This window comes from Posidoniimonas corsicana (genome assembly GCF_007859765.1).
GTDB lineage: Bacteria > Planctomycetota > Planctomycetia > Pirellulales > Lacipirellulaceae > Posidoniimonas > Posidoniimonas corsicana.
In genome coordinates, this window is the sequence record NZ_SIHJ01000001.1 from 652,448 (window position 1) to 677,531 (window position 25,084).

Genomic DNA, 25,084 nt, shown 5'->3' on the forward strand with positions numbered 1-25,084 from the left:
TGATAGTCACCGGCAGCACAACTTGGGCGATCAGCTCGGTGCCAATCGTGACACTCATCGAACGGATTGGCATCCCAGATCCTCGGATCTTGACGCCGAGCTTCGGTCGCATGGGATTGTCTTCGCCTACAAAGTAAAGAGAGTTGCAGCCGCTAGTACTTCCCTTTGATCCCGTCTTTCGGATCTAGATTTAGGACCCGTGCGGCCGCCTGCAGGCAACGCCCGCCGTCGGACACGCTGTCGCGGGGCGTCGTGACGGTAGTAGCTGGAACGTTCACGCTGGTCGGCCTGGTAGGTTGCGGTCGTGATCGGTGTCACCAGCGTCACCGGTGACGCTGCATTGCACCCCCTATATTACCCCTAATTACCTGTTCTTCTCTCTCGCATACGTACAATGGTTTGTCACCGGTGACGCTGGTGACACCGGTGACAGTCGGTCAGCCCCTTCGGAGCTTGGCGCCTTGGTAGTACCGCTCCCGCTTCCCACCCTCGCTCCGCCGCTGAACCCGCCGCACGGTCGGCGCTGCGGCGGCCAGGTCGCGGCCGAATGACGCCCTGTCGGTCGGTTGCGAGTAGCCCTGGTCGTAAAGCCAGCCCGTCCACTCGGCGAACAGATCATCCGCAGCCACTAGGCCGCCGGGAACGATCTCGCAGCGATCACGCAGGAACGCCCCGATCGGGCTCGCTAAGTCGCGCAGCCCCTCAATCGCTTCCTGCCCCGACTCGGGCTGCATGAAGCCGCCTCGCTCGTTGAGGCGACGCCAGCCCTCGCAGGCCCACAGCAGAATCCCCGGCATCTCAGCCGCCAGCCTTCGGTCGAGCGATCGATCCTCTTTTCCGAGGAACGATTGGCTCATCTTCAGGACTAGGAACCGCCCAGCGATCGAGCTCGAGGCGTCGGCGAATTGCGGGAGCTCGTTACTGAGGATCACCAAGCGGGTCGGCAGCTTCGTATTGACGTCCTCTTTGAATTTCACCGGCACGCTCAAGGTGTCCTCGCCGCTGATGCTCAGCAGCCGCTCGAGGATCACGGACGAATCAGCCCGTTTGCTGACCCGGGCGTCGCTGACCACGGCGACCGACTTGCCTATGAGGCTCGCTAGGCCAAAGCTGCTCGCCAGCCCGGCCAGCGTCGGTCCACACGTGTTCGCCTTGCCGACTAGCTGGTGAATCACGCGGCCGATTGTGCCCTTGCCCGACCTGGTCGGCCCGACAAGCAGAAAGATCGTCTGCTGGCTGGTGTCCGCAGTCAGCAAGTAGCCGAACATTTCCTGCAACGCGCTAACCGACTCCGGGTCGTCGCCCCAGATCGAATCAAGGAAGGCGAGCCAGGCCGCCGGCTCCGGGGCGTCAGGATCGAATCGGTAGTCGCAAGCCGCGACGCTCAGAAGGCGCGGCGTGGGTTCGATGATCGCCTCCGCGCGGGGAGTGCCGTCGGGGCCGTACAGCTTCGCCAGGTCGATGATGCCGTTACGGGCGGGGATGCACTGCGAGGGGTCAGGGTCGCCGCGGGTTGGCTTCAACCAGGTCGGCGCGTCGACCTGAGAAGACAGCACCGTCTTCGCCTTCAAGTGCTCGAGGACGTCGCCAACGTGTGAGGTTCGCACACCCGCGTAGCGCCCGCTAAGACGATTGACGACCTCCGCCCGAATCTCGTCATCGCGACGAACGACGTAGCGTCCGCCCGCCCAATGCCACCACTGCCCAGACCAGAATATCAGCTTGCAGACACCGTCGATTTGCTCGGCGTCGACGATCTCTGCAGCCTCGCGGGCGCCGTCGACCTCTTTGGCCGGCGCCATCAACAACGCAGAATCAACCGGCTCGGGAACAGCCGCGGCATTCAGCAGCTCGTCGAGCACACACCGCCCACGCGCGACGATGATATCATCGAGTCCCTGCTTGCTGCCGTCGTCGGCCGCTGGGATCCGGCAGACCTTGACTTCGGCGCCACGATCCTGGAGCGTTGCGGCTAGGACCTGCTCGGCCAATCGAACCTGTTCCTTGTCGAGGACGTCGCTGTCGAACGCGATGTATACCGGCCGACCTCTCCAGTCGATTAACTCTAGCTCGGGCAACAGCTCACCAACCTTGCCACCGGGCTTGAAATTCCAGACACCCGACAGCCCGACACAGGGCAGGCCGTGGATCGTGGCCGACAGCGCCTTCTTCTCGCCTTCTGTGATTGCGAGCATGACGCCGGGCTCGAGCGCCTTCTTCGCGACGCCAGGTGGGAAATAGCTCTGCGACCGCTCGCCCGATGGCTGAATGTACTTTAGCTCCCGACCACCCTGCTTGGCGGGACGCTCGGGCTTGAGCCGATGCAGAACCGTGTTGCCGCCAAGGTCGCGATACTCGAATACCAAAGCGGCGCCGAGCTTGACGCCCCACCGTTTCCTATTCGCAAGGCGGGCGAGCTCTCTTTGATCGTGCTCGGAGTAAACTCCCGCTTCGAGCGCCTGATCCTCGCTTATCCCCGATGCCTTTAGTTCGGCGATATGCGCGGGGAAGAGCCGCCGAAGCGATTCGCCGGCGCGGGCCGCGTGAGTGATTGCGCTAGACATCGTCGCCGCCTTTCTCAGGATCGGCGATCAGTTCACCGTAGCCGAAGGCGTCGTCGATCGCAAAACGCCAGCGGCGGACACTGTTGCGGCTCGAGTGGTCGTGCTGACTCGCGTGGTCCGCCCAGACCCCGACGGCGTTGACCATTTGCCGCTGAAACGCCGCGAAGGTCTGCACGTCGCGGGCCTTCGCCGCGAACACCCAGGCATGCCCCCCGTGGGCGGAAACGTGGACCCGCAGCTTGCCGCCCGGCGCGACGTCGATGCGCGACACAGTGATTTCGGCAGTTCGCCTACTTTTAGCGGCGGCCTGCTTAGTTGGTAAGATTTTGGTCACGAACGATTCTCCAGCTTTGTTGGTGCGGCCCTTCGGCGCTGCCGCGCAGAGGGGCCTCACTTGTTTGGGGCGATTCTAGATCCCGAGCGACTCGCACTCGGCCTCAGCCCTTGCCAGAGCGGCCTCACGCTGACGGCTGGTCTGAGGGGTCACGACCGGGGCGGTGGCCCCAGTAGTGGCGGCAAAGAACCGCCGGACAGCCTCAACGCTGGTGAGCCGCTCGGCTCCGGCCTTGACGTATTCCAGGCGGACACGGCGGCCGTCTGGGGTCAGCAGGCCACGTTGTGTCCACCGAAACGCAGTGCTGTAGTGGTGCCGCTTTCGGCAGACCTTCTCGACGCGGTCGACCAGCGGGCCTAGCTCCTCTTCGAGGATGGGCATGAAAAAACCTCCACAAAGGTTGGTGTTAGGTACCAAGTCTTTGCAGAGGTTACTTGCCGGATGGGAAGTCTCTTAAGAACGCTTCCCAAAAAACCCTCGACTACTTTTTGAGCCTCATGTTCAACGCGCGTTTCGAGATTCCGAGCTTCTGTGCGGCCATCTCTTTGATGAAGTCTATATCATGGCGGCGTACGTAGTGTCGCTGCTGTTCACGTGCAATCGCCCTTAACGCTTCGGACTTATTGCGCTCGCTGACACTGCCTTTCTTGGCCCGCATGCTCGCCGTCTGAACTACCTTCCGTTTGTGCCCCTCAATGACGAACGGCTCGAGTGGCAAGATCGCCAATCGTTCGATCGCGCGACCTACTGCGACGGCGTTCTGAACGATTCCGCCACGATCGTCACGCTGCAAAGCACGTAGCAGATTCTCGCAGAGCCGCAGGCCTTCCATAGCGTGGTCAAACGCAGGCGGCGCGGACTCTTGCACCGCGTAGGCCTCGCCTGGCGCCAGTATCTCGACACGATCTGTGCATCCCGCAGGCGGGGGAGTCGCTCCGCTGACCACCATCAACGGATCGCCGTCTATTGGGACTAAATGCGGCATAGCGGCGTCGACGAACCGCGACTGCAGGTCCCGCACGTACGACTCCGCCGGGGCGTTCAACGCGTCAGAGTAAGAACGCCACTGTGCAGGGGTTAGCTCGCGTCGGCGCTTGGTGTAAATGCCGGTCATCGGCGCCGGGATAGCGTTCTTCTTCGCCACAGCAATCTCCTTAACGAACCGGGCGACCAGCCGGTGCCGTGGCGAGATTGCGGACCACAAACACCGGCCGATCTGAGCGGTAGCTACTCCGCGGACCCGGCGAGCTTGATTGAATCCTAACCGATCTGGCGGGCGACCTCGATTCCTTTGGCAGCGTCGCGTTCGGCGTACACCTGTGTAATTGCCGCCTGAGAGTGCCCAAGGATCACCTGCGCCGCCTCGAGGCCGAACTCGCGCCGGATCTCTGTTGCCGCGGTGTGCCTCAACCGGTTGGGCGCCCAGCGATCGATGCCAGCCCGGTCGCAGCCGCGGTAGATTGCCTGCCGGTAGGATCGGGTTGTATAGCAGTCGCCCGCGGTTTTCTTGGGTCGCTTGACCCGGTTACTGCCCCGGGTGTTGCCGCACGACAATGGGGTCTTGCGAGCCGCGTTTCGCTGGGCGAGCCGCTTCTCCTCAGAATCGCACGGACGGAAGCAATAGGCATCCGCAGCGCGAGCCATGTAGCGTAGAAGGATGGCTTGCCCCTGGGCACCTATGAAGATCTGACGATCTCGGCCGTGGTGCTGAGTCTTGTGCGACTCCGGGGTGAAGACCCAGACGTCGGAGGTGCGGTCCAGGTCGCAGGGACGCACCAGGCAGACCTCTGCCGGGCGCATCCCGGTCCGCCGCTGCAGCCGCACCATATCGGCAACCACCTCGGGCAGGCAGGGCAGGGTGGCGTCGACAATGGTGTCGTCGACCGGGAGCACGGGGGATGTCTCCCGGGCCTCGGTCCGGCCACACTTAAGGCCATCAACCAGGGCCAACGAACGGTAGGCTGACTCGGGAACCAGCTCCTCTGCCGCGGCCCATTTGTACATCCGCTTGAGGCGGGCAACGTGCTCGTTGATGTAGGAGCGGCTGAGGCCGTCCTCCACCATCTTCTGGCGGATCGCCTTGAGGGCTAGCGGCCCGACGTCCGTAGCGGGCCGCCGCCAGTAACCCGGCTTGAGGTACCGGACCGCCGACTTGATCTTGTGCAGGACGTCCGTAGATCGCCCATCTTTCCGATAGTACCCGGCGGCAAACTTCAGGTACCTGACGGAGAGTTCGACGACGGTAATCCTGGCATCGGCACTTGGCAGGTTACGCCCATTGGCGGTCCACTCGCCGATGAGGCGATCGTACTCAGCCTGGCTGGCCTTGGTACCGTGGCGACCGAGATAGAAGTCTCGGCCGTTGAGAGTGACAACCGCTTGACCGCTAGCGCGGTGTTTGCGGTACTTCGGGACGGCGGTAGAACGCGGCATGGCGCGGGCCTCCAGAGTTTCGGAGCCCGAAAACGGTAGACTACCGTTATTGGCTCCCTGGAAAACGCCGCGCTGCCGACCGTCGGCAGGTAACTTAAACTCTTGATTCGGCTTAACTTACGTTTAGTGGTCAGACCCGGGCTCGAACCGGGGACACCGGCCTTTTCAGGGCCGTGCTCTACCAACTGAGCTATCTGACCGTATGGGCTTTTTTGTGATCGTTGCTCGCGACCACAACCGAAACCACAACCGGGAGGACAATTTCCTGCCCGCAGGGTTCGCCCCCGGCGAGGCAGTGGCTGGCCGCTTTGGCCTCCCTCAGCCCCACCTCGCGAGACCTAAGTATGGCCACCAAAACTGCCCCCATCAAGCCCTCCAAACCCTATTCTGGCTTTCCACTTACGGCCCATCCGTGCGGACAGTGGGCTAAGAAGATCAAGGGGAAGATTTACTATTTTGGCGTCTGGGCCGATCCTGACGCTGCGGTGCGCCGCTTCCTTGAGGAGCGAGACGACCTGTTCGCCGGAAGACGGCCGCGCAGCCGCGACTCCGAATCGATCGACCTCCACCATTTGTGCAACTTGTTCCTGAACCACAACCAGGCCCGTGTCGAGCGCAACGAGCTTACGGAACTCACCTGGAACAAGTACTTCAAGACGGCCAAGACGATACTCGCGACGCTGGGACGCGGCCGCACGCTCGACTCCATTGGGCCGGCTGACTTTAGCGAGCTCCACGCCGCCTTCTCCGCCGAGACCAGCAATCCGCACACGCTGGGGTCCGAGGTGACTCGCACGCGGACGATCTTCAATTACGCAATGAAGGAGGGGCTCACCGAGAAGAACATCCGGTTTGGTATTTACTTCAGCCGCCCCAAGTCCCGCGTTTACAAGGCCCACCGGCGATCGCAGAATCCCAAGCTTCTCTCCGCTCAAGAGATCTGGAAGCTCCTGGACGCCGCCAAGTATCCCTTCCGAGCGTTTGTCCTGCTTGGGATCAACTGCGGCTTCGGAAATACCGACTGTGGGAAGCTACCGGTCTCTGCAATAGACGTTGATCGCAAGTGGATCAGCTTTCCCCGTCCTAAGACCGAGATTGAGCGCGACTGCCCGCTGTGGCCGGAGACGATCGAAGCGATCCAGGCGGGAATTGACGCCAGCCCCGCACCGGCGAGCGAGGAGGTGGCAAACTTGGCGTTTCGCACGAAGTACGGCAAGTCGTGGGCAGCTAGCTCGTCGCTCTCATCCGAGTACCGCAAGCTGGCCGAGCGAGTTGGTGTCTACCGCCCCAACGTGACATTTTACGCGTTGCGGCACACGTTCGCCACGATCGGCGGTGACGTCAAGGATCAGATCGTAGTGGACCGCATCATGGGGCACTCCGACAACTCCATGGCGGGCGCCTACCGCGAGACGATCTCCGAGCAGCGGTTCTGGGATGTGGCGAATCACGTCCGCGACTGGCTCATGAAGGATCGCGACATTTAGGCGAAGCGGACCGCTGCGACACGCAACCCGCACTGCATTGCTGTTCAACCCTGCCTGCATCCGGCTTTGTGCGGGCACAGAGACGGTATCGACGGAACCACGTGTCGGAACTCAGCGCGGTTCTTGGCAGTTGCAACCTCAAGAGGTGCGCCTATCCCATCTCCCGGGAGAGAATTCTTCGAGCTGGCTCTTGAAGCTCGCGGAGAGCGCTCAGCGTGAATTCCTTTGGCTGGTGACTGCCATGCTCCCGTATAATCTTGATCCCATCGCGGCAAGCGCCCAGAACCATCGTTACGCGTGAGTGGTTCGAGCTCCCAGTGGTTGGCCTCAGTGCATTTGGCGCGCCGGCACCAACGTAGTCCACGAGAGTCCGCAGCGTGTTCGCTTCTCCATCACACCAAAACAGACTTACGACCGAGTCCCCGATGCGATACGCCCACACCTTGCCCGAACAAGGCCCTGAGCGTTGGGAGCCAATTGAGAGTCACCTCCGCGCCGTGTCGGATTGTGCGACAGGGTTCGCCGCTTGGCTCTGCCCCAACAAGGGGGGCTGCGCCGAGTGGGGGCGCGTCGCAGGACTGTGGCACGACCTGGGAAAGTACTCCGATGCTTTTCAGGCAATGCTCCAGGAGGCAAACGGCTTTGAGGCTCACCTGGAGCAGAAGGTCGGACGGGTCGACCACTCTACGGCTGGCGCAAAGTACGCGAAGGAGACGGCTGGTCAATTCTCGCGTCTCCTCAGCTACGTCATCGCAGGTCACCACGCCGGGCTTGCGAACAACGCTAAGCTCTCAGAGCGGCTTGACAAGCCGATTCCAGGTTGGAAAGCACACGTCGAGCCGGAACTGCTTGAGCCACCCCAACTCGGAACGCCCGGCCTGACCGTCGACCGGGACGGTCGCGAGCGATTCGCCTTTCAGTGTGCGTTCTTCACGCGCATGCTCTTCTCATGCCTGATCGACGCGGACAGGATCGAGACCGAACGCTTCTGCGCCCCGGACCTGGCCGAGCAGAGGCTGCCTCCCGCGCCGCTGCAACTGCATGCTGAAACACTTGACGCGTATCTCGACACGCTCGGTCAGGAATCGGAATCAACCGAGGTCAACCGGCATCGCCAAGATATTCTGAAAGCTTGTTGGGCGGCATCAGAACGCCAGCCCGGCCTGTTCTCACTGACCGTCCCTACCGGGGGCGGCAAGACCCTCGCGTCGCTGGCGTTCGCTCTCCGCCACGCGGGGCGGCACGGCCTGCGGCGGGTGGTGATGGCGATCCCGTTTACGAGCATCATCGAGCAGACGGTCGATGTGTATCGCAGGGTCTTTGATGACTTGGGCGAGGGCGTCGTGCTGGAACACCACTCGAACCTCGACCCTGACCAGGAGACTCGGAGCAATCGGCTCGCCGCCGAGAACTGGGACGCGCCGCTGGTGGTCACGACCAACGTTCAGCTCTTTGAATCGTTGTTCGCCTCCCGCACGACGCCCTGCCGAAAGTTGCACCGTCTGGCGGGGAGCGTGATCATCCTTGACGAAGCGCAGACTCTGCCGGTGCATCTGCTCCAGCCGTGCCTCGCGGCGCTCCGCGAGTTGGTTGCCGACTACGGCTGCACCGTGGTGCTGTGCACGGCTACGCAACCGGCCCTTGACCACAGGGACGAATTTCCTATCGGATTGACGAACGTTCGCGAGATCATCCCGGAGCCCCAGGTACTGGCCGCGGCGATGCGGCGTGTCGAGCCACGCATACTCGGCGACGTGTCGGACGACCAGCTAGTCGACCGACTCGAAAAGCACTCGGCGTGGCTGGCAATCGTCAACACCAAGGCCCACGCCGCAGACCTCTACCATCGCCTGGCTGGTTCTGACGTGCCGCCGGACGACCTGTTCCACCTCAGCACGCTGATGTGCGCCCAGCACCGCAGTGAGAAGCTGCTCGAAGTGAAGAAGCGGCTGAAGGACGGCCAGCCCTGCCGCGTGGTGAGCACACAGCTCATCGAGGCGGGCGTCGATGTTGACTTTCCGGTAGTGTTCCGCGCGATGGCCGGCGTTGACTCGATCGCCCAGGCGGCCGGGCGGTGCAACCGCGAAGGTCGCCTGCCGGGGCTGGGAGAGTTGTACCTATTCGATCCTAGCGAGGTTCGCCCCCATGGCTACTTGGGCGCCACAGCCCAGACTACCCGAGAACTGCTAGACGACCATCCTGACCCGCTCGATCCCGCCGCGGTGCGTCGGTACTTCGAGTTGCACTACTGGAATCAAGCCGGCGACCACAAGTGGGACGACAACCGGGTGATGGAGTGTTTCCCTGAGGAGCGTGGCCAGTTTGCCTACAACTTCAAGTCGGCTGACGAGAGGTTTCAATTCATCGAAGAGACAACGCTGCCAGTCTTCGTGCGGTACGGAGGCGGCGCCGCCCTCATCGAGCATCTGCGGCGTAATGGCCCCGAACGATGGCTGCTCCGCAAGCTACAGCGGTACACGGTAGGGCTCAGCTTGTGGTCGTTTCGTGCGTTGCACGCTGAGCATGACATTGCGGAGGTCAGCGAGGGGTACTACGCCCTTGAGAACATATCGCTCTACGATCCCCACCGGGGACTGATGGCCGACCGACCGGGGTTCATGTCGGCTGAGAGCCAGGTGTTCTGAGATCAGTTGCTCCATCGCATGGCAAGCTTTCCACCAACTTGTCCTGCGGTCATCCGCCTGCTAGATTGCGGCCATCGCTCCTCCGCCCTGTCGCCGTGGTGCATCGAAAGGCTAAACAGAATCATGGGTAGATCCCCCATCGCAGTCCGTATCTGGGGAGACTACGCCTGCTTCACCCGCCCTGAGACCAAGGTCGAGCGGCTGAGCTACGACGTCATCACCCCGTCGGCGGCCCGCGGCATTCTCGAAGCGATCTACTGGAAGCCCCAGGTGCGCTGGGTGGTGGAGCGGATCCACGTCTACAAGCCGCCGCGTTTCACGAACCTCCGCCGCAACGAGGTCGCCAGCAAGGCCTCGGCCGCCAACGCCAAAAAGGCGATGAACGGCACGCTCAAGGAGCCGCTTGCCCTGTACGTCGACGAGGTCCGCCAGCAGCGCGCGGCCACCATCCTGCGGGATGTCGAGTACATCATTGAGGCCCGCTTCGACCTCCTCGACCACAGCGACCCGATCGCCAAGCACTACAACATGTTCAAGCGTCGGGCGGAAAAGGGCCAGTGCTTCCACCGCCCCTACCTGGGCAACCGCGAGTTCCCCTGCGACTTTGAGTGGGTCGAAGGCCCGATCCCGGAGTCCGAGCTGGCTGGCGAACGTGATCTCGGCCTCATGCTGCATGACATGGTGTTCACGCCGGTGGACAAACCAAAGGACGCTGACACCGTCTCGGGCCACACGGGCGAGCCGCTGACGGCCCGGGCACGGTTCTTTGACGCCCAGATGCGTCAGGGCGTAATCGAGGTCCCACCGCTGGCGATGGCCGACGTTGGGGGACACGCATGATCCTCCGGGCCCTCAACGCGTACTACGAGCGGCTGCTGGCCGATCCCGACAGCGGCGTCGCTGAGTACGGCTTCAGCCGCCAGCAGATCTCGTTCTGTGTCGTGATCGACGCCGATGGGACGCTGCACGAGGTGCAGGACGCGCGGCAGCCTGACGCGAAGGGAAGGAATCGGCACCGGTCGGTTGTGGTGCCGGGCAACTCGAAGCCTTCGGGTTCTGGCATTAACCCTTGCTTCTTGTGGGACAATGCTGCATACATGCTGGGCTATAGACCGGACGACCCTAAGCCGGAGCGCACCGCCGAAGCGTTTGCCGCCTTCCGACAACGCCACTTGGATGCCGAGCCGCAGGTCAACGACTCGCAGTTCAGCGCCGTCTGCCGGTTCCTTGAGGCTTGGGACCCTACGAAAGCGATCGACCAGCCGGCACTTGTCGAACTAGGAACTGGCTTTGGCGTGTTCAAGATCCGCAACACGCTGCCCTACGTTCACCACGCTGCCCCGGTGCGTGACTGGTGGTTGAAGCAATTCGCTGAAGAAGAGACGGCAGAAGTTGGCACCCTTGGCCAATGCCTGGTGACGGGCGAGGTTGCGCCCATCGCCCGGTTGCACGAGCCCAAGATTAAAGGAGTCTACGGTGGCCAATCGTCGGGAGCTGCGCTGGTCTCGTTCAATCTGGACGCCTTCGATTCCTACGGCAAGAAGCAGAGCGTGAACGCCCCGGTGTCCGAGCAAGCCGCCTTCCGCTACTGCACGGCGCTAAATCGGCTGCTTGACCGCTCTGCTGGCCGACGACTCTCCGTTGGCGACACGTCGGTCGTGTTCTGGACCGCCGCTCCGTCGCCTGCCGAAGATTTTATTGAGCAGCTCTTCAACCCGAGCACCAAGACGGAGGATGATACCCAGCTCAGCGAAGTCCATGACCTGATTGACGCGATCGCCAATGGCTCCTTCCCACCCAAGTTCAAGGACCCGAACACCCCGTTCTATGTGCTCGGCCTGGCGCCCAACGCGGCGCGGATCTCGGTGCGGTTCTGGCACGAGAGCACGCTAGGGGACTTCCTGGCTAATCTGGGGAAGCACTTCAAGGACCTCGAGATCTGCCACGGCCCCAAGGACCAACCCCACCCGCCACTGTGGCGGCTCATCGGCGAGACCGCACGAGAGGCCAAAGAAGTTCCCGACCTGCTGGAGGGCGCCCTGCTGCGGGCGATCTTGACCGGCCGGCCCTACCCACAGATGTTCTATGCCGCGTTGCTTCGCCGCGTCCGGGCAGACTGCGAGGTGCGGTACGTCAGGGCTGCGGCGATCAAGGCGTGCTTGAATCGCAACACCCGAAACAACATTCAGCCACTCGCTCAGGAGCTACTGATGAGCCTCGACCCTGAACGCACTGAAGAAGCATATCAGTTGGGCAGACTCTTTGCCGAACTTGAGAAGACCCAAGAGGACGCTCTCCCGGGCATCAACGACACAATCAAAGACCGTTACTTCGGCGCCGCGTCCGCTACGCCCGGCAGTGTCTTCCCTAGGATCATCCGCATGAACCAGCATCACCTCGGCAAGCTGGAGAAAGGCGCCCGCACCTATCACGAGCGCCGCATCCAAGAGATCACTGGTCGGATCAATGGGTTCCCATCGCACCTCAACCTGCAGCAGCAGGGCCTGTTCGCGATCGGCTACTACCATCAGCGGCAGGACATCTTCACGAAGAAGGCGCCTAAGCCAGCGCTTGATCCCGCCGCTGCAGTGTAACCTCGGGTAATTCCTACGGACACATCTCTTCCAGACATTCACTAAGGCTCAGGACATGATCCCGCGAATCGACTTCGTCTACCTCTTCGATGTGAAGAACGGCAACCCTAACGGCGACCCCGACGCCGGCAACTTGCCACGGGTCGATCCGGAGACCGGTCACGGCCTGGTTACCGACGTCTGCTTGAAGCGTAAGGTCCGTAATTTCGTTGATCTGGTGAAGAACGGCGACTCGGACGCCGAAGCCGAGGGATTCCGCATCTACGTACGCGAGAAGGCCATTCTGAACGACCAGCACAGCCTGGCCTATAAGGCTCTTGACATTGACGCCAAGAAGCGGAAATCCAAGGGGAAGGACAAGGCCGAAGAAGATCGCAATCTCACCAAGTGGATGTGCCAGAACTTCTTCGATATTCGAACCTTTGGCGCCGTCATGACGACTGACGTGAACTGCGGGCAGGTGCGGGGACCAATTCAGTTCGCCATCGCCGAGAGTGTCGAACCCATCGTGGCCCAGGAGCACGCGGTAACGCGGTGCGCGGTGACGACCGAGCGTGAGGCGGAGAAGCAAGAGGGCGGCAACCGCACCATGGGGCGCAAGTTCACTGTCCCATACGGCCTGTACCGCGTGCACGGCTTCATTAATCCCTACCTCGCCGCCAAGACCGGCTTTGGCGAACAAGACCTCAACTTATTCTGGAAGGCGCTCGAACAGATGTTCGAGTCCGACCGTTCCTCGTCGCGCGGTGAGATGTCGCCCCAGTCGCTGATCTGCTTTGAGCATACCGATTCCCTTGGTAACGCCCCGGCCAGCAAGCTGTTCGGACGTGTAAGGATCGAACGTAAGGAATCGCTGGAGGGGCTGCCGGCACGGTCTTTCGACGACTATAAGGTGCTCGTCGACGAAAGCGAACTGCCTGAGGGCATCACGATCGATCGCAAGTTCTGACGACAGTCGGATCGGCTACGTTTGGCAGGCAGGAGTTAGCATATGCGGGAACGCCCAACTCCCCGAGCAACATCATGCCCCACCCCGAATCCGACCTCCTGCCAATCAGCGCCCTGCAACACCTGCTGTTCTGCGAGCGGCAGTGTGCGTTGATTCACGTGGAGCGGGTGTGGGCCGAGAATCGCTTCACCGCCGAAGGCCAGGTGCTGCACCGCAAGGCCCACGACGGCAAACCCGAGACCCGCGACGGCGAGCGGATCGCCCGCGGGCTGCCGCTACGGTCGCTCGTGCTGGGCGTCAGCGGCGTGGCGGACATTGTGCTGTACCGGCCGCCGACTGGCGCCAGGGTCTCGCGGGGCTCGCTGGCCAGCCGACTGCGGCGGGCCAGCCAGGACGAGTTAGCCGAATGGGTCGTGACGCCCGTGGAGTACAAGCGGGGCAAGCCCAAGAAGAACGATTCCGACCGGGTTCAGCTCTGCGCCCAGGCGATCTGCCTGGAAGAGATGCACGGCGTTACGATCAGCGAGGGCGCCCTGTACTACGGCAGGCTCCGCAAACGCTATCCGGTGCCTTTTGATACCGACCTTCGCTCAAGCACCCTTTCGGCCGCCGACCGCCTGCGTGACCTGCTCTACCGTGGAGTGACTCCCCCAGCGGTCCGCGAGAAGAAATGCGAAACCTGCTCGCTGCTGCCGCTCTGCCTGCCAGAGTCGATGCGGAGGAGGTCCGCCCGGGCGTTTATCGATCGGCAGTTAGAGCGTGCGGCCGAAGCGGAGTCGTGACGCAGACCTCTGGCAGAACCGCACGGCGTCTTGTCCCATGAAGACTCATCTCAACACGCTTTTTATCACCACCCAGGGCGCCTACCTGGCGAAGGACGGCCAGGCCGTGGCGGTGCGGATCGAGAAGAAGACCCGCCTGAGGGTGCCGCTGCACAACCTGGACGCGATCACCTGCTTCGGCCGCGTTGGGCTGAGCCCGCAGTTGATGGCCGCCTGCGCGGAGGCGGGCGTTTCACTCTCGCTGCTGTCGGAGAGCGGCCGATTCCGCGCGGCCGTGGTCGGCTACTCCCCGGGCAATGTCCTGCTGCGTCGGCAGCAGTATCGGGCGGCCGATGATGAGAAAGCAACCTGTGAGGCGGCCCGATCGTTCGTGCTGGGCAAGCTAGGCAACTGCCGGACAGTGCTCAACCGCGCCGCACGCGACGACGCCACCGGAGAGCGAGCGGACCGCCTCTCGCGGTCCGCCAAGCGGATGGGGGCCAGCATCGTCGAGGCCAAGGCGGCCGATTCGACGGATCGGCTCCGCGGGATCGAGGGAGAAGCCGCGCTGCAGTACTTTGCCACGTTCGACACGCTCCGCACCTCCGGCGGGGGCGATTTCGCGTTCCGAGGCCGGTCCCGCCGTCCGCCGCTCGACCGAATCAACGCGCTGCTGTCGTTCGTTTACACGCTCTTGATGTCCGACGTGCGCAGCGCGTGCGAATCGGTCGGCCTGGACGCCGCCGTTGGCTTCCTGCACCGCGACCGCCCCGGTCGCCCTGGCCTGGCGCTCGACCTGATGGAGGAGTTCCGACCGTGGCTGGCGGATCGGTTTGTGCTGACGCTGATTAACCGAGGGCAGGTGCGCCCCAACGATTTTCAAACCGTCGAGAGTGGCGCAGTACTGATGAAAGAGAAGGCACGCAAGGATTTACTTGTGGCTTGGCAGAACCGCAAGCAGGAAGAGACGACCCATACCTTTCTGGGCGAACGCTGCACGATCGGTCTCGTGATCCACCTGCAGGCGAGGCTGTTTGCGAGATACCTGCGGGGCGATATCGATGCCTACCCGCCCTACCTGTGGAAGTAGTGTCCCTTCTGGAGAAACCTGTTGTACGTCCTGGTCACCTACGACGTCGCCACCGCTACCCCAGGCGGCGCGAAACGCCTCCGCAGCGTCGCCAAGGCCTGCTTGGATTATGGCCAACGCGTGCAGAACTCGGTGTTTGAGATGAAAGTCGATCCCGCCCAGTGGACCGAGTGCCGGGCGCGGCTCCTCAGCCTGATCAAGCCCGAGGAGGACAGCCTCCGCTTCTACCATCTCGGGGCGAACTGGCAGCGTCGCGTCGAGCACCACGGCAGCAAGCCGGGGTATGATGTCGATGGGCCGTTGATCATCTAGCCAAGAGTCCGTATCGGCGTGCAGCGAACCCGGTGCGCTCGTGCTTTTCCCGGGAGGTTCGCGGATTCCACAACCCGTGTGGCATTCGAGCCTTATGGGGCCTTGCAATCCCGGCCTGCGTCTCGGCGTGCCTCATCAGCAGCCCCTCGCGGATCGCTTGACCCAAGTCGTTACACGCAAGAGACTAGGCGGCTCGGGATCGCCCCCTCACGGGGGCGCGGATTGAAACACCCACGCCGAGCGGCCCACCAGCTCGTTGGTGGTCATCGCCCCCTCACGGGGGCGCGGATTGAAACTACGGCGACGACGCGCCGACCGACGCGGACGCGATCGCCCCCTCACGGGGGCGCGGATTGAAACTCGCCGACGCTCTGGGCCTTGTCGCCGATCATCATCGCCCCCTCACGGGGGCGCGGATTGAAACCAGCTCATGTCCGACGTGTAGTCGGGGAACGTCATCGCCCCCTCACGGGGGCGCGGATTGAAACGGCTCTCCGACTGAGTGATTTGCAGCAGCCAAGGATCGCCCCCTCACGGGGGCGCGGATTGAAACCACGACGACGCGCAGGTCTGCGCCGGACCGGTCATCGCCCCCTCACGGGGGCGCGGATTGAAACAATCACGCAAGACCCAGTGCGTGTCAGCGGCGTCGAATCGCCCCCTCACGGGGGCGCGGATTGAAACCGCGGAGCGTGGCGGACTACGGCTACCACCGGCAATCGCCCCCTCACGGGGGCGCGGATTGAAACGCCGACGCGTTGCGTGAGGCCGACGGGGACCTGGATCGCCCCCTCACGGGGGCGCGGATTGAAACCTCGGTATGGTTCACCGAGAACTCGACCAGATCATCGCCCCCTCACGGGGGCGCGGATTGAAACAACGAATCGATGGCGTGCCTCCGCGCCCAGCTCCGCATCGCCCCCTCACGGGGGCGCGGATTGAAACATGTCGAACCTGGCGTCGGCCTGTAGCTGCCGGAATCGCCCCCTCACGGGGGCGCGGATTGAAACTACTCACTCCTGGGGTATCAGGTCCCCAAATGCTATCGCCCCCTCACGGGGGCGCGGATTGAAACAGCACCACGCCCGACGGCACCGACGACCTGACCGAGATCGCCCCCTCACGGGGGCGCGGATTGAAACACAAACCAAAGGACCGGACCAACTATCAACTTGTATCGCCCCCTCACGGGGGCGCGGATTGAAACCGCGACCAGGTCCGCGTGGTCGTCAACCACCTGAATCGCCCCCTCACGGGGGCGCGGATTGAAACCAGTTCGCTGCAGCCAATCGTCGAGCGGTGCACGCCATCGCCCCCTCACGGGGGCGCGGATTGAAACTATAGGAGACCGACAAGTGATGCGAGCAATCCTGATCGCCCCCTCACGGGGGCGCGGATTGAAACACACCGTAAGCATCCGAGTCCACGGTCAGCTGGTATCGCCCCCTCACGGGGGCGCGGATTGAAACTGGAACGACGCCGCGCAGCAGTTTGTCGACTTCACATCGCCCCCTCACGGGGGCGCGGATTGAAACTCGACGTGGAGCCAGGTTGTCACGAGCTGGCCATCGCCCCCTCACGGGGGCGCGGATTGAAACGTACTGGCCGGCGGCCTCTTGCAGAGCGGCGGGGCATCGCCCCCTCACGGGGGCGCGGATTGAAACCCACTTCGTCGACGGCTGGCCGTCCAGCGGTGAATCGCCCCCTCACGGGGGCGCGGATTGAAACTTTGAGGGGTAGCGTAAGGGCGCGGCTGCCTCGGCCATCGCCCCCTCACGGGGGCGCGGATTGAAACTCCCGCTCCATGAACTCGTCAACCACCCGCTGGATCGCCCCCTCACGGGGGCGCGGATTGAAACACGTTCGGCCGGAGTCACTTTGACGACTCCTGATCGCCCCCTCACGGGGGCGCGGATTGAAACAGAGCTCAAGGCTCGGCAGCAGGGCGCTGTGCCCACATCGCCCCCTCACGGGGGCGCGGATTGAAACCTGCGACACCAGTGGGCCGAGGGTCCGCCGCTGGCCATCGCCCCCTCACGGGGGCGCGGATTGAAACAATCCGTGCCCGAGCGGGTTCGACTCCCGCCGCATCGCCCCCTCACGGGGGCGCGGATTGAAACTCGTCCGCACGGATCTGTAGCGACAGTCCACCAACATCGCCCCCTCACGGGGGCGCGGATTGAAACGCCTTGAGACACGGGCCGCAGCCATCGGTCTCGAATCGCCCCCTCACGGGGGCGCGGATTGAAACCCCCATTTGAAGATCACCCACGCCATCGCCGACGATCGCCCCCTCACGGGGGCGCGGATTGAAACCGCGAGTTCTCGCCGAGAAGCTTGACGCGCCGCAATCGCCCCCTCACGAGGGCGCGGATTGAAACCCAGTAATGCTGCTGGCGGAGATTGTGCCCACCCCATCGCCCCCTCACGGGGGCGCGGATTGAAACCGCGCCCGCGTTGCGTGGGAGTCAATCAAGCTCATCGCCCCCTCACGGGGGCGCGGATTGAAACTTCCTGGCAATCGCGGTGGTCGGCGGCATTGTGATCGCCCCCTCACGGGGGCGCGGATTGAAACCTTGCCGCCTTGGCCTTGAGCTTGTGAATGTCGTATCGCCCCCTCACGGGGGCGCGGATTGAAACTGCGGACGTTAGTAGCAAGTTAGTAGCAAAGCCCATCGCCCCCTCACGGGGGCGCGGATTGAAACGCGGCCGTGAACTCGTAGCGGACCTCGTACCGAATCGCCCCCTCACGGGGGCGCGGATTGAAACCGGGTACTCCAGTGCGATCAGGCGTTGCTCACCATCGCCCCCTCACGGGGGCGCGGATTGAAACAGACTGGGGGTCAAAAGGTCGCAGGTTCGAATCCTATCGCCCCCTCACGGGGGCGCGGATTGAAACTTCTTTGCCATCGCTTGTCACCTTTAGGAGGTCAGATCGCCCCCTCACGGGGGCGCGGATTGAAACCGGGTACTCCAGTGCGATCAGGCGTTGCTCACCATCGCCCCCTCACGGGGGCGCGGATTGAAACCGTCTGGCGTGGTGCTGAAGATCAGCCGACCGGGCATCGCCCCCTCACGGGGGCGCGGATTGAAACAGGCTCTCGTCCGTACGGATGCCAACGAAACACGATCGCCCCCTCACGGGGGCGCGGATTGAAACCGCGAAACGTCCAAGGGCTACATCCCGCACGCCGGATCGCCCCCTCACGGGGGCGCGGATTGAAACAACCAGACCGTCGCGAACTGCATGCGTGTCGTCATCGCCCCCTCACGGGGGCGCGGATTGAAACTACGCCCAGGCGGGCACGCACAAGGCGTTCAAATCGCCCCCTCACGGGGGCGCGGATTGAAACTGGTAGGCGAGGGCAACGTCGCGGAAGGCTGCTACATCGCCCCCTCACGGGGGCGCGGATTGAAACTACGACCGGGTGTTTGTGCTGGAGTCAATCGGGGCATCGCCCCCTCACGGGGGCGCGGATTGAAACCGCTCGATGATCCACTCCTTGGGCGGGCCGGTCTATCGCCCCCTCACGGGGGCGCGGATTGAAACATGGCACACCCAGCCGAACCGCTCGGCGTCCGTGTCATCGCCCCCTCACGGGGGCGCGGATTGAAACTCCCCAGACTTCGACCACCGCCGGCTGCGACGGATCGCCCCCTCACGGGGGCGCGGATTGAAACCCTGTTGGTCGCGGGATAGAAAACCGACCGGAAATCGCCCCCTCACGGGGGCGCGGATTGAAACGGCAGCGAGTACGGCGGGGCGGGCTCGGGGCGTATCGCCCCCTCACGGGGGCGCGGATTGAAACTTGGTGTTGTCGTAGCCGGTGTAAGTCTTGATGTCATCGCCCCCTCACGGGGGCGCGGATTGAAACCACATGTTCGTGACCGCTGATTTTCATCTGCCAGAGTCGCCCGTTCTGCGAGGTAGGCCAGTAGCCGCAAAGTAGTGAATACCGCCCGCAGCGTTGAGGGAGCGTTCGTGCCGACGGTTGTGGCAATCTCAGCAGGCTCCAGCCTGCTTGGGCTCAAGGAAATACTGAAGATTCTTGAGATTCCACTCTGGCGTCAGTGAGGCAACGGCGGCAGGACCGTTAGGAGTGGTAAACGGAGAACGACGCAGGCGGCGGCATGGAGTGAGAGTGTGTCTTGGAACGAGGTTCTTTGAAGGACGTTGGGCAGCTGCAGCGCTCAATTGACGGCCCACCAACGTTCTGACACGTACTCGGCGAGCTTGAACAGCATGGTGAGCGAGTTGGTGCGTCTGCCGCAGCCCTTGGTCCTTCGGTAATGCAGTTAGATGGTGGAGAAGGCACTCTTAATCAGATTCGGTGGTCTGCAGGTGGCCCCACTACTCGGGTAATTCGTAGAAGGGGAGTATGTCGTCACAGTCTTTCTGTCGGCACAAAATCGACATGGCCTGCTTGAGCTGGCGGTCGAGAAACGCGTCGAACGCCTGGGCAGCCTAACTGCGGGTGGTGTCCCGCGAGGTATCGTGCAGCATCCGCTTGAGCGATCTGGGCTCATCTCCGCGCGGCTGCGTCTCGCAACGCTGCCCTAACTGCGGCTGGCCGATCGCGTGGCGCACCCCCAGCATAGACGCGGGTGGGCGCATGCTGCTACAATAGGTGAGACTCCGACCTTGGAGTGGATCCTGGCAAGTCCCTATAGGTAATCCCGGTCAGAATCAACGAGACCCGTGGTTTCTTCAGAGTGGGGTGGGTCCGGGATATTTGCCGCAGGTACGTGCGTTCAACCCGCAGGGTATCTCGTCGGACGGCGTGCGTGTTCGATGGGCCGGTTACGGGCTGCGTTTGCCTGAATCGTGGCACATGAGTCAACCCGTAATCGAGTACAGTGGTGCGTTTTCGCAACACATCTCTGGCGCCATCGCTAGAGGCGGCCCGTTGTAGGGCGAGAGATCTGAACGGGACTCGCTAAGATGCGCGCCAGCCATAGATGAACCAGTTTGTACAGTCAGGCGGAGTTGTATGAGAGTCTTGCCCCTTCGGATGCTCGGCGCCTTGATTCTTGTTGGGCTCCAGTCGCTAACTACCAGCGGTCAGACCTACGTCGGCCCCGGCGAAGTGCTGCCGGTATTGGGCACGCCTCGCCAGGACTTTGTGCTCGATGGCGGGACGCTCGCGCCGTCCGGAGTCACAGCTCTGCGCGGGATCGAACTGCTGAGCGATTCGAGCATCCTCCGCCCGCAGAACCCGCTGCGGCTCGACGGCAGGGGTGAACTCTTCGAGCCGTACCTCGGCTCGACCAATCTCGCGCGCGTCATCTCCGGAGTTGGTGGGCTGACGCTCGGCAATGAGTCGCGAGACCGGATTGAGATCAACGCCGACAACACCTACGGCGGGAAGACAACGATTGTCTCTGGGCAGGTCAACGCCAACTCGGCCACGCCGTTTGGCGCCACTTCTGTTGGTACTACGATCCAGGGTGGGGCGGTGAATATCCTCGCGCCGACTCGAGAGCCCTTCCGCATCGAAGCGGGCGAGCTCAAGTACTCCGCGGACACGCTCAGCGCAGACATTCCTCTGACGGTGGCGGGCGGAGTGGTCGAGTTCCCCAGGCAGCCTGGGTACGCCTTACCGATTGTTGCCGACGGGGCCGGCGGCCAGGTGGTCTTTGGGGCGCGGCAAGGTGACAGCGCGACCTGGACCGGCGGATCCACGGGCGCCGGCAGTCTCTTTTTGGACGGTGTTATTAGCGTCGATGCGCCGCTCGCCCACGACGGGGATTTAACCATCCGCGGCGGCGTGCTGCTGAACGTGGTTAACGCTTACCAGGGGCGAACAATCCTCGCGGGAAACTACGTCATCGATCGGCCCGATGTGTTCGGCGTCTCGTCAACCCCGATCGAGGTGCACGAAAACGCCAGTGTCGTGGTCGACGTGCTGCCGAACGGCGACCGCGGTTTCCTGGTCCAGCGGGGTAGCCTGACCCTTAACGTCGGCACGCCGGCTGCGAGCAAGATCACGCTCGATCGAGGCCAGCTCACAGCTACGGGGTTGTCGGTGATGGGAGCGATTGAATTGACGGGCAGGGCCGCTGCCCTTCGCAGCGGTGACTACTACGGAGGCGCCATCGGCTCGGCGATTTCGCTCACCCTTGGGAGCGACGCCCCGGTTGTCCTGCACACTGACGGCACCTACGCGGCCAAGACGTTGCTCAGCGGAACGGGAACGGTGACGATAAACTCACCCGCCGCGCTGGGCAGCGTTCAGCAGGGGACCTACGTCGGCTCCAATCGTTTGATCTTGAACGCATCGACCAACGAACCAGTGGTGGTCGCCGAAAAGGGAGTGGTCGAGCTGAACGCCCAGCAGGCGCGGCTGCCAAGGCTCGCGACAACCCGGCAGTTCGACCCCCCGCGGACCCAGGCGGTCGTGGTGAACCACGTCGGATCCTACCTGGAAGACGTCGATATCGTTGAAGGCTCGCTGCAAGTGAACGCCGACCTCACGATCAATGACGCCGTCGTCCGCCAGGGCGGCAAACTGGCGGTTACGCCGGGGGCCTCGCTCCATGTGAGGAACAGCGACATCGAGCTGCAGAGCGGGCGTATCGACGGGAGCCTGACCGGCGTGTCGCTGATCCGCAAGACGACCGGCGTCGACGCCGAGTTGGGCGCCCTGCCAGGCTACGCCGGCGCTATCCGCGTCGAGGAGGGGCGGCTCAAGATCACCTCGCCCGATTCCTTCGGGACCACGGCGGGCGCGACACACGTCGTTGGGCCGGGCGCGGTGGTTGACTTCAACCAGACCGGAGTCGTGGAGTATGACGAAGAGATTCTACTGGATAACGCAACGGGAGACCTCTGGGCGCCGGGGATGTTCGCTAGCCGCGGCCGAGTCCGATTGAACGGACGGCTCGATCTCGGTGAGCGTAGTTCTACACTAGGCGGCAAGGTCATCGAGCTGGCCGGGCCGATCACCGGGGGCGACTTGGTGACCAGAGGCGACGAGTTCCGCCTTGAGATCACGACGCCCGACGCCGACTACACCGGTGCCACCGAAGTAGTTGAAGCCGTTGTGGTAGTGGCCGGCGCGGGACGGCTGAACAACACGTCGGTGATCCGTTTGCACGAGGCGACCGATTTCCGTAATGGAACCCTCGATCTGAACAACCGCGGCGTGAAGATCAACGACCGTATCCCCGACGGGGTTCCGCTCGAGTTCAAGGGGGGCGCGCTCGTCAGCAACGGTGAGCTCGATGAAGTGGTCGGCGCCGCGAGGTTTGTCGAGGGCGACTCGCTCGTAGACCTGTTCCCGTCGTCGACGGAACGGACGTTTGACAAACAGCTAACGCTCGCAAGCCTCGCACGGGAGCGCGGCGCTGTGGCGAGGATCGACGTCTCGCCGACGGCACAAGCCCACGTGACCGAGCTGCCCGAGCTGACCCACGGCATCCTGCCCTGGCTGATCGCCGTCGACCACCAATCGTCGAGCAATCGCATCGGCCTGTTCGCTTCCTTCTCAGAGCGTGGAATCGTCCCGGTGACGATCGATCGAACGAATCTCAATGCGGCTGTGGCCAGCGACCACGTCGCGGTGACGAGTTCCACAACGACTCTAAGTCGTGAGGCTACGATAGCGTCGCTTAGCTTCGATGCAAGCCATACCACAATCGATCTTGGCGGCCAAACTCTGAACATTGAGACTGGCGGTCTCAACCTCGCCAACGGGGGGCAGCTATCTAATGGGCGGCTGTCCACCGGCGCGCAGGGCCTCAGCGAGCTGCTCATCTACGGTCGGGGCGGCATCGGGGCAGACATCGTTGAGAGCGGCGCCCCACTCGATCTCACTCTAACGCCCGGGGCGCAGACCTATGACATCTACCTGAGTGGAACGAATTCCTACACCGGGACTACCTACGTCAATGAGGGGACGGTCGTCTTCCAGTCAGTGAATAGCCTGCCCGCCGGCACCAACTTGAGTGTGGCGGGCGGCGTTGTCGAACTCGACTACGCTGCCACGGAGGTGAAGCAGCTCGACACAATCCGTGTCACTCAGGGCGGCTCGATCGAGGCCGGCTTCGGCAGCCAGAACTCGCTCGCGTTCCAGCAGCTCATCCTTGAGAGAGGCCTGGTCAGCGAAGTCAACCTGGCAGGCGAGGGGGAGATTGTCAAAACGACTAGCGGCAACGCCTTCCTTAGGACTGGAATCGGGTCGACATTTAGCGGGAGGGTCGTTGTCGAGCAGGGCCACCTTGGGGCGTCCGCGTTCGCGGACGCCAGATTCGTCGTGACGGGCGGAAGCCTTGGTCTCTACTCTTCCGGCGCCACCGTCGAGTTGGCCGGCGGCGAGCTGTTGGTGGGGCCATCCACGTTCTCATCGCGAGACTACTCGGCCAACTCACAGATCCACGTTTCCGCGGCATCTCGGATCGTCGTCGAGAGGTACGTAGCGACGGGCGTCAACTCGGCGCTGAACCGCCCGATTTCTGGCGGGGGCGACCTCGCCTTCACCGGTCGCGGGCTGATACAGCCGCGGCAGGAGAACCTATTGTCTATAAGTAGCTCGAACCCAGATTTCACCGGTGACGTCAATATCGACAGCGTGACCGTGAATCTGCGTCAGGCCGACGCACTCGGATCCGGCGCCATCACTGTCTCTGCGGGCGGAGTGCTGCAGCTCGACTCCCGCGACATCGACGAACACACCCTACACAACGAGGTCTACCTGCAGTCCGGAGAATTGCGAGGATTGCCTCAGTTTCAATTCCAGCAGCAGATCGGTGGCGCCCTCTATGTCTCGGGGCAATCCCGCGTCGGCGGCGTGGAAGTCGCTGGCCCGACCTTCCTCGCGGACAACTCGCGTCTCACGGCAGTCACGGACGAGCTGCTCCAATTTCGCGGTCCTATCTACGTCAGCGGCTACGCCGAGCTGGAGTACGGCGTCGAGGTAGTCGAGACCAACTTCGCTAACCTGAATGCCGGAATCACGCAGCTGCTCGGCGAGATCCGCTCAGACGCCGCAGTCGCGGTGCTGAACTTGGTCGACCGCGGGCTCGACGAGGCGGTGGTCGACGTCATACTGCACGCTGAGACGGGCCAGTCACTCACGCTCCTCAAGGGCGGCGCGCCAATGGAGCTGGCACTTGCTGGCGAGGGCGCCGCGCTGGTCGGTGGCGGCGTGCTCGGCAACGACGTAGTTCTCGCCGATGGCGCCTCGGTCTCGCCGGGCGAGTCGCCAGGCCTGCTGACCATCGATGGCGACGCCCGCCTGGGAGGGGGGAGCCGGTTTGTCGTTGAACTTGGCGGGGTGCTCCGCGGCAGTGGGTACGATGCGCTCGACGTGCTTGGGGATGCATCGATCGACGGCGCGCTCCTTGAGCTCTCGTTGGTCGACGGTTTCTCTCCACTGCCTACCGACGAGTTTCTGATCTTGCAGGCGGCCAGCCTGGGGGGAAGGTTCCTGGACGCTGAAGAGCGGATCCGCGTTGGAAACTATCTGTTCGACGTTAAGTACCAAACCGACGGTGTCGTGCTCGCTAACGTCGCCACCATTCCAGAGCCGTCAGCATTCACGCTCCTCTTGCTGGCGGGCGCGGCCCGGCGTAGTCGGGCTAGGCTACTCGGCTACGTTGTTGGGAACAGTTGGCCTCCGGGTGACTACGCGCGGACGACGCGAGACTCCTGAACGGGGTGTGGCCTGTCACATGAGTGGTGGCAGAGCCACACTACAGACCCAATCTCGCCAGCGACTCGCCTACACGGGTGGGACAGCAGTCTTCGCTACTCGCTTGCCGCTGCTGGTTCTCTTAGATCGCTTCCGCCCCGGTTGCATTGACTTCGCTGAGTTGACGTTAGGGCCAACTCGCAGCGGCGTCTCCGTCACGTTGGCACCGCAGCTAGGTTAGGCATCCAATGAGATCGTTAGCCCACACCGCAGCTCGATCCCA

The 25,084-nt window shown here is 63.2% G+C and carries 14 protein-coding genes, 1 tRNA gene and 1 CRISPR repeat array; of the genes, 9 read left to right on the forward strand and 6 right to left on the reverse strand.

Features of this window, described 5'->3' with window-relative positions:
• Window positions 1–437 precede the first annotated feature (437 nt).
• The 6 genes from KOR34_RS02435 to KOR34_RS02460 form a co-directional block, all read right to left on the reverse strand.
• Window positions 438–2,564, reverse strand: coding sequence for a phage/plasmid primase, P4 family (locus tag KOR34_RS02435; RefSeq protein ID WP_146561895.1), 2,127 nt, complete (start codon window positions 2,562–2,564; stop codon window positions 438–440).
• Window positions 2,557–2,835, reverse strand: a complete 279-nt coding sequence (locus KOR34_RS02440) for a hypothetical protein (protein WP_146561897.1) — start codon at window positions 2,833–2,835, stop codon at window positions 2,557–2,559. The genes KOR34_RS02435 and KOR34_RS02440 overlap by 8 nt, the downstream gene beginning before the upstream one ends.
• A 138-nt stretch (window positions 2,836–2,973) precedes the next feature.
• Entirely contained in the window at window positions 2,974–3,279 is a 306-nt protein-coding gene (locus KOR34_RS02445) for a DUF1580 domain-containing protein (protein ID WP_146561899.1), read from the reverse strand.
• 100 nt (window positions 3,280–3,379) lie between these two features.
• Entirely contained in the window at window positions 3,380–4,042 is a 663-nt protein-coding gene (locus KOR34_RS02450) for a hypothetical protein (protein ID WP_146561901.1), read from the reverse strand.
• A gap of 116 nt (window positions 4,043–4,158) precedes the next feature.
• Window positions 4,159–5,331 (reverse strand): tyrosine-type recombinase/integrase, encoded by a 1,173-nt coding sequence (locus KOR34_RS02455; RefSeq protein WP_146561903.1) that lies wholly within the window; start codon window positions 5,329–5,331, stop codon window positions 4,159–4,161.
• 127 nt (window positions 5,332–5,458) lie between these two features.
• Window positions 5,459–5,531 (reverse strand) — tRNA-Phe (locus KOR34_RS02460).
• A gap of 144 nt (window positions 5,532–5,675) precedes the next feature.
• Between KOR34_RS02460 and KOR34_RS02465 the strand changes: the two genes are divergently transcribed.
• The 9 genes from KOR34_RS02465 to KOR34_RS02505 all read left to right on the forward strand — a co-directional run bounded on the left by KOR34_RS02465 (window position 5,676) and on the right by KOR34_RS02505 (window position 24,822).
• Window positions 5,676–6,818 (forward strand): tyrosine-type recombinase/integrase, encoded by a 1,143-nt coding sequence (locus KOR34_RS02465; protein WP_146561904.1) that lies wholly within the window; start codon window positions 5,676–5,678, stop codon window positions 6,816–6,818.
• Between the two features lie 425 nt (window positions 6,819–7,243).
• Complete coding sequence (gene cas3 / locus KOR34_RS02470; RefSeq protein WP_146561906.1) at window positions 7,244–9,463, forward strand: CRISPR-associated helicase Cas3'; 2,220 nt, start codon at window positions 7,244–7,246, stop codon at window positions 9,461–9,463.
• 123 nt (window positions 9,464–9,586) lie between these two features.
• Window positions 9,587–10,303, forward strand: a complete 717-nt coding sequence (cas5c, locus tag KOR34_RS02475; RefSeq protein WP_146561908.1) for a type I-C CRISPR-associated protein Cas5c — start codon at window positions 9,587–9,589, stop codon at window positions 10,301–10,303.
• Complete coding sequence (cas8c, locus tag KOR34_RS02480) at window positions 10,300–12,057, forward strand: type I-C CRISPR-associated protein Cas8c/Csd1 (RefSeq protein ID WP_146561910.1); 1,758 nt, start codon at window positions 10,300–10,302, stop codon at window positions 12,055–12,057. The genes cas5c and cas8c overlap by 4 nt, the downstream gene beginning before the upstream one ends.
• A gap of 55 nt (window positions 12,058–12,112) precedes the next feature.
• Window positions 12,113–13,006, forward strand: a complete 894-nt coding sequence (gene cas7c / locus KOR34_RS02485; protein WP_146561912.1) for a type I-C CRISPR-associated protein Cas7/Csd2 — start codon at window positions 12,113–12,115, stop codon at window positions 13,004–13,006.
• Between the two features lie 74 nt (window positions 13,007–13,080).
• Window positions 13,081–13,788, forward strand: a complete 708-nt coding sequence (cas4, locus tag KOR34_RS02490) for a CRISPR-associated protein Cas4 (protein WP_146561914.1) — start codon at window positions 13,081–13,083, stop codon at window positions 13,786–13,788.
• Window positions 13,789–13,825: 37 nt separating this feature from the next.
• A complete protein-coding gene (cas1c, locus tag KOR34_RS02495) occupies window positions 13,826–14,857 on the forward strand; it encodes a type I-C CRISPR-associated endonuclease Cas1c (RefSeq protein WP_146561916.1) in 1,032 nt (343 codons plus the stop codon).
• Window positions 14,858–14,878: 21 nt separating this feature from the next.
• On the forward strand, window positions 14,879–15,169 hold the full coding sequence (gene cas2, locus KOR34_RS02500; protein WP_146561918.1) for a CRISPR-associated endonuclease Cas2: 291 nt from the start codon (window positions 14,879–14,881) through the stop codon (window positions 15,167–15,169).
• Window positions 15,170–15,367: 198 nt separating this feature from the next.
• Window positions 15,368–19,044: a CRISPR direct-repeat array (repeat unit 31 nt; unit sequence ATCGCCCCCTCACGGGGGCGCGGATTGAAAC).
• A gap of 1,116 nt (window positions 19,045–20,160) precedes the next feature.
• Window positions 20,161–24,822 carry a hypothetical protein gene (locus KOR34_RS02505; protein ID WP_146561920.1) on the forward strand — a complete coding sequence of 1,554 codons (4,662 nt, stop codon included), beginning with the start codon at window positions 20,161–20,163 and terminating at the stop codon, window positions 24,820–24,822.
• Window positions 24,823–25,084: the final 262 nt, after the last annotated feature.